Source organism: uncultured Marinobacter sp., assembly GCF_947259545.1.
Classification (GTDB): Bacteria; Pseudomonadota; Gammaproteobacteria; order Pseudomonadales; family Oleiphilaceae; genus Marinobacter.
Window position 1 is genome coordinate 447,625 of sequence record NZ_CAMYMK010000008.1, and the last position, 18,114, is coordinate 465,738.

General features: G+C 56.3%; 15 protein-coding genes. 12 read left to right on the forward strand and 3 right to left on the reverse strand.

Features of this window, described 5'->3' with window-relative positions; translation table 11 throughout:
* The first annotated feature begins 113 nt into the window (after positions 1-113).
* The 6 genes from Q0Y21_RS13750 to Q0Y21_RS13775 all read left to right on the forward strand — a co-directional run bounded on the left by Q0Y21_RS13750 (position 114) and on the right by Q0Y21_RS13775 (position 7,177).
* A complete protein-coding gene (locus tag Q0Y21_RS13750) occupies positions 114-1,742 on the forward strand; it encodes an acyl-CoA synthetase (RefSeq protein WP_297796571.1) in 1,629 nt (542 codons plus the stop codon).
* A gap of 96 nt (positions 1,743-1,838) precedes the next feature.
* Positions 1,839-3,209, forward strand: a complete 1,371-nt coding sequence (locus Q0Y21_RS13755) for a solute carrier family 23 protein (protein ID WP_297796574.1) — start codon at positions 1,839-1,841, stop codon at positions 3,207-3,209.
* Between the two features lie 228 nt (positions 3,210-3,437).
* Positions 3,438-4,271 carry a metal-dependent hydrolase gene (locus Q0Y21_RS13760; protein ID WP_297796577.1) on the forward strand — a complete coding sequence of 278 codons (834 nt, stop codon included), beginning with the start codon at positions 3,438-3,440 and terminating at the stop codon, positions 4,269-4,271.
* 112 nt (positions 4,272-4,383) lie between these two features.
* Entirely contained in the window at positions 4,384-5,334 is a 951-nt protein-coding gene (locus Q0Y21_RS13765; protein WP_297796580.1) for a DegV family protein, read from the forward strand.
* 138 nt (positions 5,335-5,472) lie between these two features.
* Positions 5,473-6,507 carry a hypothetical protein gene (locus Q0Y21_RS13770; RefSeq protein ID WP_297796583.1) on the forward strand — a complete coding sequence of 345 codons (1,035 nt, stop codon included), beginning with the start codon at positions 5,473-5,475 and terminating at the stop codon, positions 6,505-6,507.
* Positions 6,508-6,544: 37 nt separating this feature from the next.
* The gene (locus Q0Y21_RS13775) at positions 6,545-7,177 is read left to right on the forward strand and encodes a LysE family translocator (protein WP_297796586.1); all 633 of its coding nucleotides are present in this window, start codon (positions 6,545-6,547) and stop codon (positions 7,175-7,177) included.
* A 91-nt stretch (positions 7,178-7,268) separates the two neighbouring features.
* On the opposite strand, the gene fdxA is transcribed toward Q0Y21_RS13775, so the two are convergent.
* Together fdxA and mutS are read right to left on the reverse strand one after the other, a co-directional pair.
* Positions 7,269-7,592: a ferredoxin FdxA gene (gene fdxA / locus Q0Y21_RS13780; protein WP_297796589.1), complete on the reverse strand. Its 324-nt coding sequence runs from the start codon at positions 7,590-7,592 to the stop codon at positions 7,269-7,271.
* Between the two features lie 138 nt (positions 7,593-7,730).
* Positions 7,731-10,340 (reverse strand): DNA mismatch repair protein MutS, encoded by a 2,610-nt coding sequence (gene mutS / locus Q0Y21_RS13785; protein ID WP_297796592.1) that lies wholly within the window; start codon positions 10,338-10,340, stop codon positions 7,731-7,733.
* Between the two features lie 81 nt (positions 10,341-10,421).
* Between mutS and pncC the strand changes: the two genes are divergently transcribed.
* The 3 genes from pncC (at position 10,422) to Q0Y21_RS13800 (ending at position 12,746) form a co-directional block, all read left to right on the forward strand.
* Positions 10,422-10,922 (forward strand): nicotinamide-nucleotide amidase, encoded by a 501-nt coding sequence (pncC, locus tag Q0Y21_RS13790; RefSeq protein ID WP_297796595.1) that lies wholly within the window; start codon positions 10,422-10,424, stop codon positions 10,920-10,922.
* A 74-nt stretch (positions 10,923-10,996) separates the two neighbouring features.
* Positions 10,997-12,049 (forward strand): recombinase RecA, encoded by a 1,053-nt coding sequence (gene recA / locus Q0Y21_RS13795; protein ID WP_297796597.1) that lies wholly within the window; start codon positions 10,997-10,999, stop codon positions 12,047-12,049.
* Between the two features lie 226 nt (positions 12,050-12,275).
* Complete coding sequence (locus tag Q0Y21_RS13800) at positions 12,276-12,746, forward strand: flavodoxin family protein (protein WP_297796599.1); 471 nt, start codon at positions 12,276-12,278, stop codon at positions 12,744-12,746.
* Positions 12,747-12,752: 6 nt separating this feature from the next.
* Here the strand turns inward: Q0Y21_RS13800 and Q0Y21_RS13805 are convergent, their stop codons facing one another.
* Positions 12,753-13,127 (reverse strand): PilZ domain-containing protein, encoded by a 375-nt coding sequence (locus Q0Y21_RS13805; protein WP_297796602.1) that lies wholly within the window; start codon positions 13,125-13,127, stop codon positions 12,753-12,755.
* 279 nt (positions 13,128-13,406) lie between these two features.
* Between Q0Y21_RS13805 and Q0Y21_RS13810 the strand changes: the two genes are divergently transcribed.
* Genes Q0Y21_RS13810 through Q0Y21_RS13820 form a run of 3 tightly spaced genes read left to right on the forward strand, consistent with a single transcriptional unit; the run spans position 13,407 to position 18,114 of the window.
* Positions 13,407-15,815, forward strand: a complete 2,409-nt coding sequence (locus Q0Y21_RS13810) for an AAA family ATPase (RefSeq protein WP_297796605.1) — start codon at positions 13,407-13,409, stop codon at positions 15,813-15,815.
* A gap of 37 nt (positions 15,816-15,852) precedes the next feature.
* Positions 15,853-16,479 carry a response regulator FixJ gene (gene fixJ, locus Q0Y21_RS13815; RefSeq protein WP_297796608.1) on the forward strand — a complete coding sequence of 209 codons (627 nt, stop codon included), beginning with the start codon at positions 15,853-15,855 and terminating at the stop codon, positions 16,477-16,479.
* A 45-nt stretch (positions 16,480-16,524) separates the two neighbouring features.
* Complete coding sequence (locus Q0Y21_RS13820) at positions 16,525-18,114, forward strand: response regulator (protein ID WP_297796612.1); 1,590 nt, start codon at positions 16,525-16,527, stop codon at positions 18,112-18,114.

Genomic DNA, 18,114 nt, shown 5'->3' on the forward strand with positions numbered 1-18,114 from the left:
ATTTCTAGTATATTCCCTATCAAATACTATTTTGGCTATGTTGAAGTATAGCTGTTGTGGCGTACTCCCTGAATACACCATAAGAACAATGCCGCTCATAGAGGACCACACTTATGACCTCGATTTTTGAACAGGGTCTCGCACCCCTTGATGCCAACTACGCTGTTCAGTCTCCCATCGATTTTATCGAACGCACGGCCAGTGTGTACCCGGAGTACCCGGCCGTGATTCATGGGGCACTGCGTTATACCTGGCAGCAGACATACGATCGCAGCCGTCGTCTCGCCTCTGCCTTGGCCGGTCGCGGCATTGGCCGTGGTGATACTGTGGCGGTGATGCTGCCTAATATCCCTGCTATGGTGGAGTGTCATTTCGGCGTGCCGATGATCGGTGCGGTGCTCAATGCCCTCAATGTTCGCCTGGACGCGGAAGCCATTGCATTCATGCTGGGACATGGCGAAGCGAAGGTGGTGATTGCCGATCGTGAATTCGGCGAGGTGATCCGCGATGCTGTAAGCCGCCTCGACACCCAGCCGCTGGTGATTGACGTGGACGACCCGGAATACGGCGAAGGCACCCAGGTTAGTGATCTGGACTATGAAGCTTTCCTGCAGGAAGGGGATCCGAACTATGCGTGGCGCTTTCCGGAAAACGAGTGGGATGCAATTTCCCTGAACTACACCTCCGGTACCACTGGCAACCCGAAGGGGGTGGTGTATCACCACCGTGGCGCCTACCTCAACTCCCTGGGCAACCAGACTGTGTGGTCCATGGACATGCACCCGGTGTACCTCTGGACCCTGCCGATGTTTCACTGCAACGGCTGGTGTTTCCCCTGGACCATTACCGCCATGGCCGGTACTCACGTGTGCCTGCGTCGGGTAGACCCGGAAAAGATCCTGCAATTGATCCGCGATCATCAGGTCACCCACATGTGTGGCGCGCCAATTGTACTCAATGCTCTGCTAAATGTGCCTGAATCGGCCAAGACTGGTATTGATCACGAAGTGAAGTCGATGACTGCAGGTGCGGCGCCCCCTGCGCAGGTGATCGGTGCCATCGAAGAGATGGGCATTGCAGTCACCCATGTTTACGGCCTCACGGAGGTGTATGGTCCGGTGACGGTCTGCGCCTGGAAATCTGAATGGGATGCCTTGCCGCTGCACGATCGCGCCAGAAAGAAAGCACGCCAGGGCGTTCGTTATCACACCCTGGCAGGCACCATGGTGGGTGATCCCAATACCATGGAAGCGGTCCCCAAAGACGGCAAGACCATCGGCGAGATTTTCCTGCGCGGTAATACCGTGATGAAGGGTTATCTGAAGAACCCGAAAGCCACCGAAGAAGCCTTCCGGGGCGGCTGGTTCCACACCGGGGATCTGGCGGTGTGGCATGAAGACGGCTACATGGAAATCAAGGACCGCCTGAAAGACATCATTATTTCCGGCGGCGAGAACATCTCCACCATCGAAGTGGAGGACACCCTCTACCGCCATCCTGCGGTGCTTGAGGCCGCGGTGGTTGCCCGACCGGACGAGAAGTGGGGCGAAACGCCCTGCGCCTTCGTCACCCTCAAGCCGGAAGCTGGCGATGTCAGCGAGGAAGATGTCATCAACTTCTGTCGTGAGCACCTGGCCCGCTTCAAGGTACCCAAGACGGTGATTTTCTCGGAGCTGCCCAAGACGTCCACCGGCAAGATCCAGAAGTTTGTGCTTCGTGACCAGGCGAAAGAGCTGGAGTAACCCGGCGCCTTTCTGATCTGGCGCTCGTCGCCTTTTACTAACCCCCACAAAAACAACATCAGGTGCACGCATTCGCGTGCACCCGGAGACCTTGTTATGCAAATTTTTCATCGAAACAATGGGGAAGAGCAGCCTTACTGGCCTGCTGGTCCTTTCAAGATCCGCTTGCCGTTCGTGCATTACCGCTGGGAATTCGCGGAGATGGTTCAGGCACTGATCATGTTTGTGGTCAGTCTGGCAATGATACCGCTGCTGGAGAAATACCTGGGCGTGCCCTATGACGTGGCGCTGGCCTACGTAGTCATCTGTGGCATCGGCTTCATGCTGCCGGCTTTGTTGGGCGTGCCATTGGTGCCGGGCTGGATCACCCCGGGCATTCCGGTAGTGCTGCTGTTTCTGGGTGACTACGAACCCGGTCCCGAAGCCATCCAGGCCCTGTTTGCGCTGCAGTTCCTGGTGTTCATTATCTTCCTGGTGCTGGGGGTTACCCGCCTTGGCAGCAAGCTGGTGGAACTGATTCCCCGTTCGATGAAAGGCGGCATCATCATCGGTGCCGGTATCGCCGCGCTGATGGGGGAAATCGAAGCTGGCGGACGGTTGGCGGAAACCCCGATCTCGCTGATCGGCGGCGGCCTGGTGTGTCTGTATCTGATGTTTTCGGTATCTTTCAAGGGCTTCGTGGATACCAGCAATCTTGCCCGCAAAATCGCCAACTACGGTATGGTTCCGGGGATGGTGGTTGCCATTCTGGTGGGCTTTGCAACCGGTGAGTATGCGGTTCCGAACGTCGAGTGGGGCATTACAAAACCGGCATTTGACGAATTATGGAACTACCTGCCATTTGCGGTTGGTTTCCCGGATGCGAGCGTCTTCATGTATGCCATTCCGACCGCTGTGATTGCCTATGTCATTGCCTTCGGCGATATCGTTGTCGGCCAATCCCTGATGAATCGCGTGGATCACCTGCGTAAGGATGAGGACATCGACAACAGCATTGACCGGGTTCACCTGGTAACCGCCATCCGCAACGGTGGTCATGCCTTCTTTGCGCCATACCCCGGACTGGCTGGCCCGATCTGGACAGCCGTTACTGCCACTATGGCCGAACGTTACAAGTATGGTCGTGACGCCATGGATTCCATCTACAGTGGCGGTGGCACCTTCTGGATTACCGGTTTTATCGCGCTGTTCATGCTGCCGCTGGTGAGTTTCTTTCAACCGGTGCTGCCCATTGCGCTGTCCCTGACCCTGTTGCTGACCGGTTACATCTGCCTGATGGTGGGGCTGGAGCAGTTGGAAAACAATACCGAACGTGGAATAGCCGGCACCATGGGTGTGGTACTAGCTGTCTACGGCGCAGGCTGGGGGCTGGCCACTGGCGCGGTTCTTTATTTGCTGATTGAGCGCACCAAATTGCTTGGCTTCACTGCTGACCCCGAAGCGCCGGGTGCGCAAGTCGCAGAATAGCACTAAACCGGTTGCCTCCGGCTTCTGCACCGGAGGCAACCCAATCCCTGTGTGTCCTTCGGGGGTATCGGCAACGCCATACCCCCCTTTTTGACTAAATGTCATTTCGTGACAAATTGTCCGATTTTGCTCCTTGTCGACTTCCTTCCTTTTGCTTTTCAGGTTTAAACTGACATGGCTGATTGTTTTTCGTCCGCCATCTCATAATCATAAAAACCGGAGGCAATCATGACCATCAGCTCGACACCTGACGACGTATCTGTTGCTCCCCGGCACCTGCGGTTTGACGTCGCCGAGGACCTCAAGACTCTATGGCACGGTAACGATGCCTTCCGTACCGCGTTTTTCAACGCATTATCCCTGCAGTTTCCGGACGGTGAGCAGCAATTCATCAATGCGGTGCGCCATTACCGGGACAGGATTGATGATCCCAAGCTGGCGGAGGAGATTCGCGGATTTATCGGTCAGGAAGCGTTACACAGCCGCGAGCACAAGAGCTATAACGAGGCTCTGAAAGCCCGTGGCTATGATATTGATGGGCTGGACCGTCGATTCCGCAAACATATGCAATGGGTGGCCCGCCTTCCCGCAAGCCGACAGCTCGCAGGTACCTGCGGCGCTGAGCATTACACCGCGGTGTTGGCCAATGCCATTCTGAGCCATCCCGAGTGGATGGACGGCGCAACACCGACCATGAGGGCCTTGTGGCGCTGGCACGCCATTGAGGAAACCGAGCACAAATCCGTTGCCTTTGATGTCTATCGTCATTGCATTGGCAATGAGAGGCTAAGGCGTGTTGTCTTCTTGTTCGTGACCTGGAACTTTTTCAAGTACACCTTCGTTAATACATGTAGCCTGCTGAAAACCGACGGCAAACTCTGGAGTCTGCGGACCTGGATTGGCGGACTGAATTTCCTTTGGGGTAAACCCGGGGTGTTGCGTCAATGCCTGCCGGATTTCCTGGCCTATTTCCGTAAAGGATTTCACCCATGGCAGCAGGATAACCGTTCACTTCTGGAGGACAATCTGCGGGAGCTGGAAAACTTGGCGCCGGATGCGTAAGAGCTGATTGCTGAAAACAGTGATTACTGTATGCAAGCCTGGCCGCTGCCTAAAACAACGACAATAAAAAGGGAATCCCGTTTTTGGGAATATCCCGTACCTGGAGGCACCGATGCGAGTTGGTTTAATCGTGGATTCTGCGTGCGACTTGCCCTTTGAATTTAGTCGCAAGCACGATCTTTTTATACTTCCCGTCACCGCCGTCATTGACGGTCAAACCTATATTGATAATCACGATCCTGTTACTACCCAGGAATTCTATCAGAGCGGTTTGTTGCAACGTGGCCATCACGCCGAAACACAGGCATTCACGCCTGAGCAGATTCACGATCTGTTCATGGAAAAAATTGTGACACAGTACGATTTGGCGATCTGTGAAACAGTTACCAGAACGCGAAGTTTGATTTATCAGAATGCATCAGAAGCAATGAACGGCGTCATGGCGCATTATCATGAGCCCCGGAAAGCCGCTGGACGGGAAGGCAGGTTTTCCATGCGTGTTATTGACAGCAAGCAGATATTCGCAGGGCAGGGCTTGCTCGCGGCGCATACGGTCCATTTGATCGGACAGAAACTGTCGAAGAATGCGTTGCGTCATCAAGTGGATAGCTTTACGGACAATATATATACCTGCGTTATTCCCCGTGATTTGCATTACATCCGCGAGCGAGCCCGCCGTCGGGGCGACAAGAGTGTGTCTGCCCTGGTAGCGTTTTTGGGCAAGGCTTTGAATATCACTCCGGTTATTTTTGGCAAAGGGGCCATTGGCGAACCGGTGGCGAAAACGCGGGATTTCAATGTCGCGGTTGAGAAAGTGATGAACTATGCCGCCGCCAGGGTTGAGGCGGGGTTGTTGACGCCCTATGTGAGTCTTTCCTGCGGATTAAGCTGGTCCGAGATTGAGGACCTTCCCGGACTCAATAATCTTCGGGATGTGTGTGAACGCCATGGTGTGGAATTATTATTGTCCCAGATGGGGATCACCAGCAGTATCTATGTGGGGCCCGGCAGTCTCTGCCTGTGCCTGGCAGCGGAGCCGCATCACTTCAAGGATTTTCAGTAATAAGCTTTCTGCAGTGCGGTCGGTGGCAACTGACCCGGCCGCACCCGCCTCCCGGTAATTTTGGCAAACCTTTCCCGCCGGTCTTCATGTTAGCCTCTGGTCATCGGACCTCATTCCAGAAACAGGACAGCTGACACCATGACAAAAGCCAACACGGATCTCGCCAATGAGCTGCTTGAGCAGCATATAAAATTCGAACTGGCGGCACTGAAAGGCGCAAAGCTGCGCAAGTTTGTAGAAAATGAAGTCGGTGAGCTGCTGAACTATGCCGATGAGGTTACGCTCGGACGGATTACCTCTGAAGATCAGGTGATGGGCGTGATTCAGCGTATTGTCGTGAATATGGAGCTGGGTGACGGACTTCCTGAAATGGCTGCGGAAATGGCCACGGAAGTGTTGAATGCCTCCGTGCAGACGGAGACGACCCTGGGTGAGATCTTTACCCGCGACCAGGCCACCGGTTTCCTTGAGGAGGCTCTGGAGTTGCGGCAGCAGCGTGAGCGGGTCATCAGCGAAATCATGGCCCACCCGGTCTATCAGGAGTTGGTTTCCAATGTGGTGTATCACGGCCTGGTGAACTACCTCTATGAAGACAACCTGATTACCAAGTCGGTCCCCGCGGTCGGATCGGTAATGAAATTTGGCAAGCGTATGGCCAACAGGGCCGTGCCCGGTCTGGACGAGACCTTTGAGAGGCGCATCAAGGCCTGGCTCTCCGACAGCCTGCCCGGATTGATCAGCCGCAGTGAACAGTTCCTGCACCGCGCTCTGACTGACGACGAGTTGAGGGATAGCGTGATGGCGGCCTGGGTAGCAGTGGAAGATCGCACCATTGAAGACTTGCATGAAGGGTTGGGGGACATCCAGTTGCAGGAATTCGTGGTCATGGGATACGAGTTCTGGCTGCAGTTCCGCCAAACGCCGTATTTTGAGGGGTGTGTCAGGGCGGTGGTGTCTCACCTGTTTGCCAAATACGGTGACCGCCCCATTACCGACCTGCTGAATGACGTTGGTGTTACCAGGGAGGTTATCATGGCAGAGGTCGATAGCTTCATACTGCCAATTGTGGACGTTTTGCGGGAAGAGGGTTATGTTGAGGCCCTGGTTCGCCGCCGTCTGTCACCGTTCTATAAATCCGCCGCGGCGCGAAAGATTCTCACACCGGAGGCCTGATCGCAGGAGCCTCCAGCGTCTGAGTGGGGGGGCAATTGTGTTTTCGGAACTGTTCTGGGCCTACCTGGTCGCTATAACGCTGCTGACTGTGACGCCAGGCGTCGATAGCCTTTTGGTCATGCGTAATACCGGCCGTGGCGGTCTGAAGGATGGCTGCGTGACCAGTGTGGGTATTTGCAGTGGCCTCTTCATTCATGCCGCATTGTCCGCTTTGGGTATATCGATCCTCCTGGTGGAAACCGCCTGGGCGTTTTCCGCCCTCAAGTGGGCCGGTGCCTGCTACCTGGTGTGGTTGGGTATTGCGTCTCTGCGACAGGCCATGAGGCGGGAAGATAAGCCCCGCGTCGCTGAATCCCCGGTGGTCAGGCGGGCCGTTTCCCATCGGATATCCTTTCAGGAAGGCCTGTTATCCAATGTTCTCAACCCTAAAACCGCGCTCTTCTATATGGCGCTGTTGCCACAGTTTATTGACCCCTCCGGTAATGCGTTCCAGCAATCGTTGATTCTGGCGGGCGTGCATTTTCTGCTGGCGATGCTCTGGCAGTGCGGGCTGGCGTGGGTTGTTGTCAGCTTCAGAGCCCTGGGGGCCAGTGTTCGGGTGAAGAGAGTGCTGAATGCACTGACCGGTGGGTTCTTTGTGGCTATTGGCGCAAAGTTGGCAATGAATTGATGGCGACGCATGGAGCTGGCATAGAAAAAGGGAAGCCGAAGCTTCCCTTTTCAGACATACGTCTTGCGACGATGTGGCGTCTATAACCTAATCACTTCTCCAGGTACTGGAGCTTGTTCGGTTTGCCATCCCATTCTTCCGCGTCCGGAAGCGGATCTTTCTTCTCAGTGATGTTCGGCCATTTGGCTGCCAGGTCAGCGTTGAGCTCAACAAACTCGACCTGATCGGCGGGCAGTTCATCTTCAGAGAAAATTGCCTCAGCGGGGCATTCTGGTTCACACAGGGCGCAGTCAATACACTCGTCCGGGTCGATCACCAGAAAGTTCGGGCCTTCGTAAAAGCAGTCAACCGGACATACCTCTACGCAGTCGGTGTATTTGCACTTGATACAGTTATCAGTAACGATAAAGGCCATAGTTTGATTCCTGGTCCAGTGGTCAGTCTCATCAGTTTATAATATGAAGTGCGCGATATTGTAGGGAGCGGCCCCGGCTCCCGCAAGCATCAGGCCGCTATAAACTTATTACATAGGTCAATCCGGCCGGTTTTGCCGCTATTTTTCTATCAGTTCCTTTAGCTCGTACAGCCGGTTGAGCGCTTCCCGGGGCGTCAGATCGTCCACGTCCAATGATTTCAGGGCTTCCTCCACCGCGCTTGGCTCCAGGCTGGCAAACATATCGCCCTGCCAGACGGCTTCTTTCACCTGTGGTTCACTGGTGGTTTGCTGTGCCGGTGTTACCGGGTTTACCGGCGTGCTGTTGCCTTCCAGGTGAGTCAGCTGAGCCCGGGCATTACGGATGACATCCTGGGGTACCCCTGCGAGTTTGGCCACCTGCAGGCCGTAGCTCTGGCTGGCGGGGCCGTCGTGAACGTTGTGCAGGAACACAATGCTGTCGTCATGTTCGGTGGCGGTCAGGTGCACGTTGACCGCATGCCGCAGCTCTTCGGCCAGTTGTGTCAGCTCGAAGTAGTGGGTGGCGAACAGCGTGTAGCAGCGGGTTTCCTTCGCCAGGTGTTCGGCCGTGGCCCAGGCCAGGGACAGGCCGTCGAACGTACTGGTGCCACGCCCCACCTCGTCCATCAGCACCAGGCTGTATTCGGTGGCGTTGTGGAGAATGTTGGCGGTTTCCGTCATTTCCACCATGAAGGTGGAGCGACCGCCGGCAATGTCATCTGAGGAGCCCATGCGGGTAAAGATGCGGTCCACCGGCCCCACGATGGCGCGGTTGGCCGGTACAAAGCTGCCGGTGTAGGCCAGCAGGGCAATCAGTGCCGCCTGGCGCATGTAGGTGGACTTACCACCCATGTTGGGACCGGTAATCACCAGCATGCGCCGCTGGGTATCCATCAACAGGTCGTTGGGGACGTAGGGCTCGCTGAGGAGCTGTTCCACCACCGGATGGCGGCCTTCCTCGATATCAAAACCGGGCATTTCGCTGAATTCCGGCGCGCAGAAGCGCAGGCTGGTGGCACGCTCGGCAAAGTTGCTCAGGACGTCGAGCTCGGCGAGGGCCTGGGCGGCATCCTGCAGGGGCGCCAGTTCAGCAGCGACCGTTTCCAGCACTTCATCGTAGAGGGATTTTTCCCGCGCCAGGGCGCGGCTCTTGGCGCTCAGGGCCTTGTCCTCGAACTCCTTCAGCTCGGGGGTGATAAAGCGCTCGGCGTTCTTCAGGGTCTGGCGGCGTATATAGTCCACCGGTGCCTGATCGGACTGGGCGCGGCTGATTTCAATGTAATAACCGTGCACCCGGTTATAGCCTACCTTCAGAGTAGTGATGCCGGTACGTTCTTTCTCCCGGGTCTCGACGTCCAGCAGGTACTGACCGGCGTTCTCGCTGATGTTGCGCAGCTCGTCCAGTTCCTCGTCAAAGCCTTCGCGGATCACACCGCCGTCCCGGATCACCACGGGCGGGTTATCAATGATGGAGCGTTCCAGCAGGTCCGCCAGTTCCGGGTATTCCCCGATGATGGAGGCGAGTTTGACAACGTGATGGGAGTTGACCGGTTTCAATGCTTCCTGCAGGTCCGGCAGGGCCTGAAAGGCATCTCTCAGTCGCGCCAGATCCCGGGGCCTGGCTGAGCGTAGAGCGACCCGGGCAAGTACCCGTTCAATATCCCCTACGGTTTTCAGCAGATCGTGTACCGGCTCGTAGTGGAAACCGTCCAGAAGGGCGGAGACCGCCTGCTGGCGCTGTTGTACCACCTCCACATCCCGCAGGGGGCGATTGAGCCAGCGACGCAGTTCGCGGCCACCCATGGAGGTGGCGGTTCTATCCATCACCCAGGCGAGCGTATGTTGGTGGCCGCCCATCAGGTTGGTGTCTATTTCCAGGTTGCGACGACTGGTGGCGTCCAGAATAACGGCTTCCTCGCGGCGCTCGCGAGTCAGCTTACGAATATGGGGCAGGGCAGTGCGCTGGGTTTCCCGGGCGTATTGCAGCAGGCAGCCAGCGGCACAGATCGCCAGTGTCAGTTCCTCGCAGCCAAAACCGATAAGATCCCGTACCTGGAGTTGCTGGGTAATGACTCGGCGGGCGGTGTCGGACTCGAAGAGCCAGGGGCCCTGCCTGCGAATGCCGGTGAATCCTTCGAGCAGTTCCTGGTAGGGGAAATCCTCACTGATCAGGATTTCCGCCGGGCGCAGGCGCTGGAGCTCTCCCTGCAGGGCTTCCGGGTTCTCCAGTTCGGATACCGCGAAACGTCCGCTTGAGATGTCGAGGGAGGCAAAGCCGAATTGCTCCCGGTGGTTGAATATGGCCACCAGCAGGTTGTCCCGGCGGTCTTCCAGGAAGGCATCGTCGCTCAGGGTGCCGGGGGTAACGATGCGAACCACCTGTCGCTCCACTGGCCCCTTGCTCGTGGCCGGATCACCAATTTGTTCACAGATGGCGATGGATTGACCTGCCCTGACCAGCCGTGCAATGTATCCTTCAGCGGAATGGAACGGAATCCCGGCCATGGGAATCGGGTTGCCACCGGACTGACCACGGGCCGTAAGCGTGATGTCCATCAGCTCCGCCGCCTTTTTGGCGTCATCGTAGAACAGCTCGTAAAAATCGCCCATCCGGTAGAACACCAGCTCATTCGGGTGTTCGCCTTTGATTTTGAGGTATTGCCTCATCATCGGGGTGTGCTGGGATAGGTCGGTCTGGGCTACTGACATGAAGGCGTCCGAATCATTGGCTTTAAACAGAGTCGGGGATTGTAAGAAAATAACGCTGTGGATGAAACGAGGAAAAGGATTATGTCTGTTACCGATGAGCAACTCGCGGATGCCGGGAATCGTCTTGCAGAAGAATTGATCCGCCGGGAGCGCACGATCGCCACGGCTGAGAGCTGCACTGGTGGCTGGGTTGCCAAGGTACTGACCGACCGCGCCGGATCCTCCGCTTATGTAGAAGCGGGATTAGTGACATACAGTAACGACGCCAAAAGAAAGCTGCTGGGTGTTACCGGAAAATCTTTGGAAAAGCATGGTGCCGTCAGCGAACCTGTAGTACGGGAAATGGTCGCTGGTGCGCTGGTCGCCACTGGTGCCAGTGTGGCGGTGGCGATCAGCGGTGTGGCAGGCCCCGGGGGCGGCAGTGAAGACAAGCCGGTGGGCACTGTCTGGTTTGCCTGGGGCAGCAGTCCGGACAATACAGTGGCCAGGGTGGAGTGTTTCCCTGGCAACCGGGATGAGGTCCGAAGACAGGCCGTTTTGTATGTCCTTCAAGGTGTTACAGAGTTTGTCGAGTCTGCCTGAAAACAGGGGTTGGTCTCGCCGACGGGTTATGTTTTAATACTGTTCAAATATACAGGAATGAGGGTTTCGCACCGATGGAAGACAACCGCAAAAAAGCATTGAGCGCAGCACTGGGCCAGATTGAACGTCAGTTCGGCAAAGGCGCCGTCATGAAAATGGGCGATCAGCCCCGTGAAGCCATCCCTGCGGTTTCCACCGGTTCCCTTGGGCTGGATGTTGCCCTCGGTATTGGTGGCCTGCCATACGGTCGGATTGTCGAAATCTACGGCCCGGAAAGCTCCGGTAAAACCACGCTGACCCTGCAGGTGATTGCGGAAGCCCAGAAACAGGGCAAAACCTGCGCCTTCGTGGACGCCGAGCACGCCCTGGATCCTGTGTATGCCGAAAAGCTGGGCGTGAATGTCGACGAGCTGCTGGTTTCCCAGCCGGACACCGGTGAGCAGGCTCTGGAAATTGCCGATATGCTGGTGCGCTCCAACGCGGTGGACGTCATCATCGTCGACTCTGTCGCGGCCCTCACGCCAAAAGCGGAAATCGAAGGCGAAATGGGTGACAGCCACGTTGGCCTGCAGGCCCGCCTGATGTCCCAGGCCCTGCGTAAGCTGACCGGTAACGTCAAACACGCCAACTGTCTGATGGTGTTCATCAACCAGATCCGCATGAAGATCGGTGTCATGTTCGGCAGCCCGGAAACCACTACCGGCGGTAACGCCCTGAAATTCTACTCATCCGTTCGTCTCGACATCCGTCGCATCGGTGCCGTTAAAGACGGCGACGAAGTCGTAGGCAACGAAACCCGCGTAAAAGTCGTCAAGAACAAGGTATCCCCACCGTTCAAACAGGCCGAATTCCAGATCATGTACGGCAAGGGTATTTACCACATGGCCGAAGTGCTGGACATGGGCGTGAAAGAAGGTTTCGTGGACAAGTCCGGTGCCTGGTACGCCTACAACGGCGACAAGATCGGCCAGGGCAAGGCCAATGCCTGCAAGTACCTTGAAGAAAACCTGGAAATCGCCCACGAAATCGAAGCCAAGGTGCGTGACAAGCTGATGCCGAAGCCGGTTTCCAAGAAAGAAGAGGCAGCAGCAAAAGAGCCGGCGGAAGCCAATGGTGAGCTGCTTTAATCAATTTTGCCTTTCAGGCTCTTCAAGTTCCTGGCTATCATGCGCGGAATCTGGAGAGCGGCGCAGAACCTTCCCTTCCGGGAATGTCGGAGGCCATGGATGGCCGGAGATCAAGCGCACATGGATGTGCTTGTAGCGTTTCCCGGAAGGGAAGGTTTTGTGCCGATCAGGCACCTTGGTCGAGGTTGGCCAGGAGTCAGGGAAGCTATTTGGGAAGGTTTGAATTATGGCTGAAACAAAAAAGCTGTTAATTGTTGCCCATGCGCCTTCCCCAAATACCCTTCGATTGCGCGATGCCGTCAAAGAAGGCGCCCGCCATGAAGACATCGAGGCCGTCGAAGTAGTGGTCAAGGCACCGCTGGAAGCTGGCCCCGATGACATCCTCAATTGCGACGCCATCATCCTCGGCACCACCGAAAACCTCGGGTACATGAGCGGCGCCCTCAAAGACTTTTTCGACCGCAGCTACTATCCCTGCCTGGAACTGACCCAGGGCCTGCCCTTTGCCTACTACATCCGCGCTGGCCACGATGGCACTGGCACCAACCGCGCCATCGAAAGCATCACCACCGGCCTGCGCTGGAAACTGGTTCAGCAGCCACTAATCTGCCGCGGGGAGTACAACCCCGATTTCGAGGAACAGTGCCGGGAATTGGGGATGTACGTGGCCGCCAGTCTGGATGCCGGTCTGCTGTAGCGGGCACTAGACACAACGATTGTAAAAGCCTTCAATCCGGGACAGGGCATTGTCCACGGCCCTGGAATACCGTTTTCGATCAAAGCAATAGCTGAAATGAAGGCTGAGCCGGTACCCGGTCTGGAACGGTTGGCAACTTATCACCTCCGCAGTGACCCGGGATTCAGAAATGTATTTGCCATCGAAGTCCAGGTGCAGGGTGGTTCCCGGGTCCACCGGGCGGGGGCACAGAACCGCCATCCCGTAACGATTCATATCCAGACAGGTAACCGCCACGGGCTTCCGGCCGCGACCGAAAAAGCGTCGTTCCCGTAACCGAACCCTGAGGCACATGGCTGGGTAGCGATCCTTGATTCTGCGGTCTGCGGAATCATTCGTCATAGGTGCATCCGTTGCGAAACTTCTGATTATTCTGTTTCCGGGCATCCGCCGGGAGGGAAAGTCTAGTTCCGGAGCGGCTGTCTGAAAAATGACCACTCGTGAAACTGTGAACTGAATAACATAAACAGGATTGTCCGACTGGACTCGAGAAATCTTCAGTGGGAACGCGACATAGCGGGCGGCAGATTCTACAATGACCGGCCATGGAACTAACCCGTTTGGCGTTTCACACCCGAAAGGGGAATCGTCAAAGCATTCAGACCGTTACAGGACCGAACCTTGAAGTCACTGTCCCTGCATCAGCTATACAAAGCCTGTGTCCTAAAAGATTTGCCTTTCAAGACCACCCGGCAACTGGAGCCGTTGGCTGAAATCGTTGGCCAGAACCGCGCTCAGGAGGCCGTCCGTTTTGCCCTGGCCATGCCCCATAGCGGTTACAACGTCTATGCTGTCGGCCGTAACGGCTTGGGCAAGCGCACCATGATGCTCCGTTATCTCGAACACCATGTGGACACCGAGCACAGCAGTCACGACTGGTGTTACGTCGCCAATTTCGAGGAGCCCCGGATACCGAAGCTGCTTCGTTTGCCGGCGGGTAAAGGCAACGCCCTGAAACAGGACATGGAGCGGTTGATGGGGCGGCTTATGAAGATGATTCCCCAGACCTTTGACAGCGACAGCTTTCTGGAACGTTCCGAACAGCTCAAGAACGAGTACGGCAAAAAGCAGGAAGACGAGCTGGAAAAAGTGGCGAATCAGGCGAAACGCAAGAAAGTAAGCCTGACCGTGACAACACCGGGCGGCTATCGCCTGGTGGCGATGAATGGAGAAGAACCGCATACCGCCGAGTCGTTCCAGGCATTGAGCGATGAGGAACGCGACAAGTTTGAGGAATCCATCAATAAATTGGAGAAGAAACTGCGCCAGGCGCTGCGCAAGCTGGCGGACTGGGAGCAGGAATATGCCGAGAAACAGCAGGCCCTGAATCAGGAAACCCTGGAGGGCATTTCCGGGCACCAGTTGGACGAGTTAATCGCCAAGTACAAGGATCTCCCGGAAGTGGTGGCCTATTTCGAGGCGGTAAGACAGGATCTGGCAGACAGTCTGGATATCTTCCTGGAAGATAACGAGGAACAGGCCGCCATTGCCTATGCCTCCCTGGACAAGAAAATGCCCCGTCGCTATCTGGTCAACGTGCTGGTGCATCAGAAAACAGATGAAGTGCCGGTAGTGGTGGAGGACAACCCGACCTATCACAACCTGTTCGGTTATGTGGAGAACGTGACCTACAAGGGGACGGTGTTCACCGACTTCTCCCTGATTCGTCCGGGCAGCCTGCACCGGGCTAACGGTGGCTACCTGCTGATGGATGCCATCAAGGTGCTGGAGCAGCCCTTTGTCTGGGATGGCCTGAAGCGGGCGTTGCGGTCCAAGTCAATCCAGATTAATTCCCTTGAGCGGGAAATGACCCTGTCCGGGACCATTTCCATTGAGCCGGAAGCCGTTCCCCTGGACGTCAAGATTGTGTTATTTGGTGACCGCGAAACCTGGATGTTACTGCAGGATTACGATCCCGAGTTTGCCGAGCTGTTCCGGGTTACCGCGGATTTCGAGAACGAAATGTACCGCACCGATGACAGCCAGCTCCTGTACGCCAAATTCATTGCCAGTCTGGTCAGTGAGAAGGACCTGCTTCACTGCAACAATAAGGCGGTGGCGCGGATCATCGAATACAGTGCCCGTATGGCCGATCACCAGGATCGCCTTTCCCTGCACGCGGCGGATATTGCCAACCTGCTGCGGGAATCGGATTTCTGGGCCCGCCAGGCCGGTGCCCGCCTCATCCAGGATATTCATGTGGAACGGGCACTGGAAAGTGCGAAGTATCGCAGCAGCCGCATTCGCGATCAGTTCTACGATGCCATCCGTGATGGCTCCACGCTCGTATCCACTGAGGGTACCTGCGTCGGGCAGGTAAATGCTCTGTCGGTGCTCTCTACCGGAGGCTTTGAGTTCGGGCTGTCAAACCGTATTACCGCCACCTGCTATTATGGTGATGGCGCCGTCATGGACATAGAAAGGGACGTCAAACTGGGCGGGAATATTCATTCCAAAGGGGTGATGATTCTCAGTTCCTGGCTGGCGGCTCATTTTGCGGTCAACGATCCCATGCATCTGTCTGCCAGCCTGACCTTCGAGCAGAACTACGGGGAAGTGGATGGCGATAGTGCCTCTCTGGCCGAGTTGTGTGCCCTGGTGTCGGCGTTGTCCGGACTGCCGGTTCGCCAGGATCTGGCAATTACCGGTTCGGTGAACCAGTTTGGCGAGGTGCAGCCGATTGGTGGCGTCAACGAGAAGGTTGAAGGTTTTTTCCACACCTGTCAGCTCAAGGGCGGCCTTACGGGGAGCCAGGGGGTCGTCCTTCCGGCGACCAATGTGCAGAACCTGATGCTGGACAGCGAGGTGGTCCAGGCCGTGCGCAAGGACCAGTTTGCGGTTTATTCGGTCAGTCGTGCGGAAGAGGCGATCACATTGCTGCTGGGCAAGCCCGCAGGCAGGGCCGACACCAAGGGTCGGTACCCGAAGCAGAGTGTTTTTGGCATTATCCAGCAACGTCTCGAGAAAATGCGCGAACATGAACGCCAGGAACACTCACGGGATGACCAGAAAGACCCGTCAATTCACTGACCGGCAATGATAATAAAGGACAGGAGAATAAGATCACATGACTGATATCCAGCAAACCGTTTACGTGGTAGAAGATGATGAGGCCGTCCGGGATTCCCTGGAGCTGCTGCTCAAGTCCGATGGCAAGCCGGTAAAGACCTACGAGAACGCCACGGCTTTTCTGCGGGATTACTCCGAGAAAATGGCCGGTTGTATCGTGCTGGATATCCGCATGCCTGGGATGGATGGCATGGAGCTTCAGAAAAAGCTCAATGACAAACACTCCATTCTGCCGATTATTTTCGTGACCGGTCACGGTGATGTGCCCATGGCGGTGGATGCCATGAAAGAGGGCGCGGTGGACTTTATCCAGAAGCCATACCGCGAAGAGGCCTTGCTGGAGAAAATTGAAGCCGCTCTCGAGCAGGATCTTGAACAACGGAAATCTCTGGATGAGAAGCAGGAAATCATCAAGCGCATTAAGAGCCTGACACCGCGGGAGCACGAGATCATGGACCGGATGATCGCGGGACAGGCCAATAAAGTGATCGCCATTGAGCTGGAAATCAGTCAGCGCACCGTCGAGATCCATCGTTCCCGGGTAATGCACAAGATGGGCACCCACTCCCTGGCGCACCTCGTTCGTATGGTTCTGTCCGTAAAGGACCTTATCGACGCCCGCTGAATTGGCCGGCATGATACGGTCAACATTTCAACCGGCCCTGTTTATATGACTGAAGCTGTCATCGAGACTGTAGAGGTGACGGTTCTGCTTGTGGACGATAATCCGCAGAACCTCAAAGTCCTCTATGAAACCCTGAAGGACAAAGGCTACCGCCTGCTGATTGCCAATGACGGCCAAAAAGCCCTGGACCTGGCCCACCGCCACCAGCCAGAAGTGATCCTGTTGGATATCATGATGCCGGAGCTGGACGGCTATCAGGTCTGTGAACGATTGAAAGCCGACCCGGTCACCTCAGACTGTGCCGTGGTATTCCTGTCGGCCCTGGATGACGTTCAGGCCAAGGTCAAGGGGTTTGCCCTTGGTGGTGCTGATTATATTTCCAAACCGTTCCAGGCTCAGGAAGTCATCGCCCGGGTAAAGACTCACGCCCGCGTTATTCGTCTCGAGCGGGAACTGCAGGAGCGCAACCGGCAACTGGAGAGTGACCAGGCACGTATTTTGAACTCCATCAGTGAGGGGATTTACGGCCTGGATGCCGAAGGCAACATCGTTTTTGCCAACCCCGCCGCTGCATTGATTATGCGGGCCCCGACGGAAGAACTGATTGGTCGTAATTTCTTTGAACTTCACTGCACCGCCAACGATGATGCGGGCACCAGTCAGCATCCGGTGCGGTCAACCTGTAGCGAGGGTATTCCCGAGAACCAGAGGGATATCGTCATGGGTCGGCCGGATGGAACCTCTTTCCCCGCCGAATGCCGTTCCACCCCCAAGCTGGATGGCGAAGAACTTCGCGGTGCGGTTGTTGTCTTCCGGGATATTACCGCGGAACTTGAAAACGAACAGGCGCTGGAAGATGCCAGGGCCATCGTGCAAGAACAGCGGGACCAGCTTGCGCATGCTTCAAGGCTGTCCACTATGGGTGAAATGGCCGCTGGCTTTGCCCATGAGGTCAACCAGCCACTGACCGCCATCACCAATTATGCCCGTGTCGCCAAGCGACTGATGGCGAAAGAAGTTCTGGACCGTGATCTGTTGCAGGAGACCCTCGACAAGATCGAAGCACAGTCCCACCGGGCAAGCGAGATTATCCGTCGTATCCGCCGTTTCATGAAAAAACCCGCTACCGGCAAGGAAGTTCTGTCGGTGACGGCTTTGCTGGAAGACACCCGGCAGTTTGCTGAGGTGGACATGCGCAATAACGAAGGCGGGATTGAGGTCACTGTGGCGGAGGACGTTCGGAACGTTCTGGCGGACCCGATACAGGTGCAACAGGTGGCTCTGAACCTGATTCGTAATGCCCTGGAGGCCACGGGCAGTGCTGGTGTCTCGGTGCCCGTGGAAGTAACTGCGGCCATGTCTGGCAGTAGCTGTGTACGAATTGAGGTGAGGGATCACGGCACCGGGCTGCCGGAGGACGCAGAGGAGAAGCTTTTTCTGCCGTTCTACTCGACCAAGGAAGAAGGCATGGGTATTGGGCTTTCCATGTGCCGTTCGCTGATTCAGGCGCAGGGGGGAGATATCGGGTTTGAAAGACCCGCGGACGGCGGCGCCCGCTTTTTCTTCACGCTTCCCGTTGCGGGCGCCGAGGGAAACCCCTGCAGGGTTAACGAATCAACCGGGCAGGACGCCTAG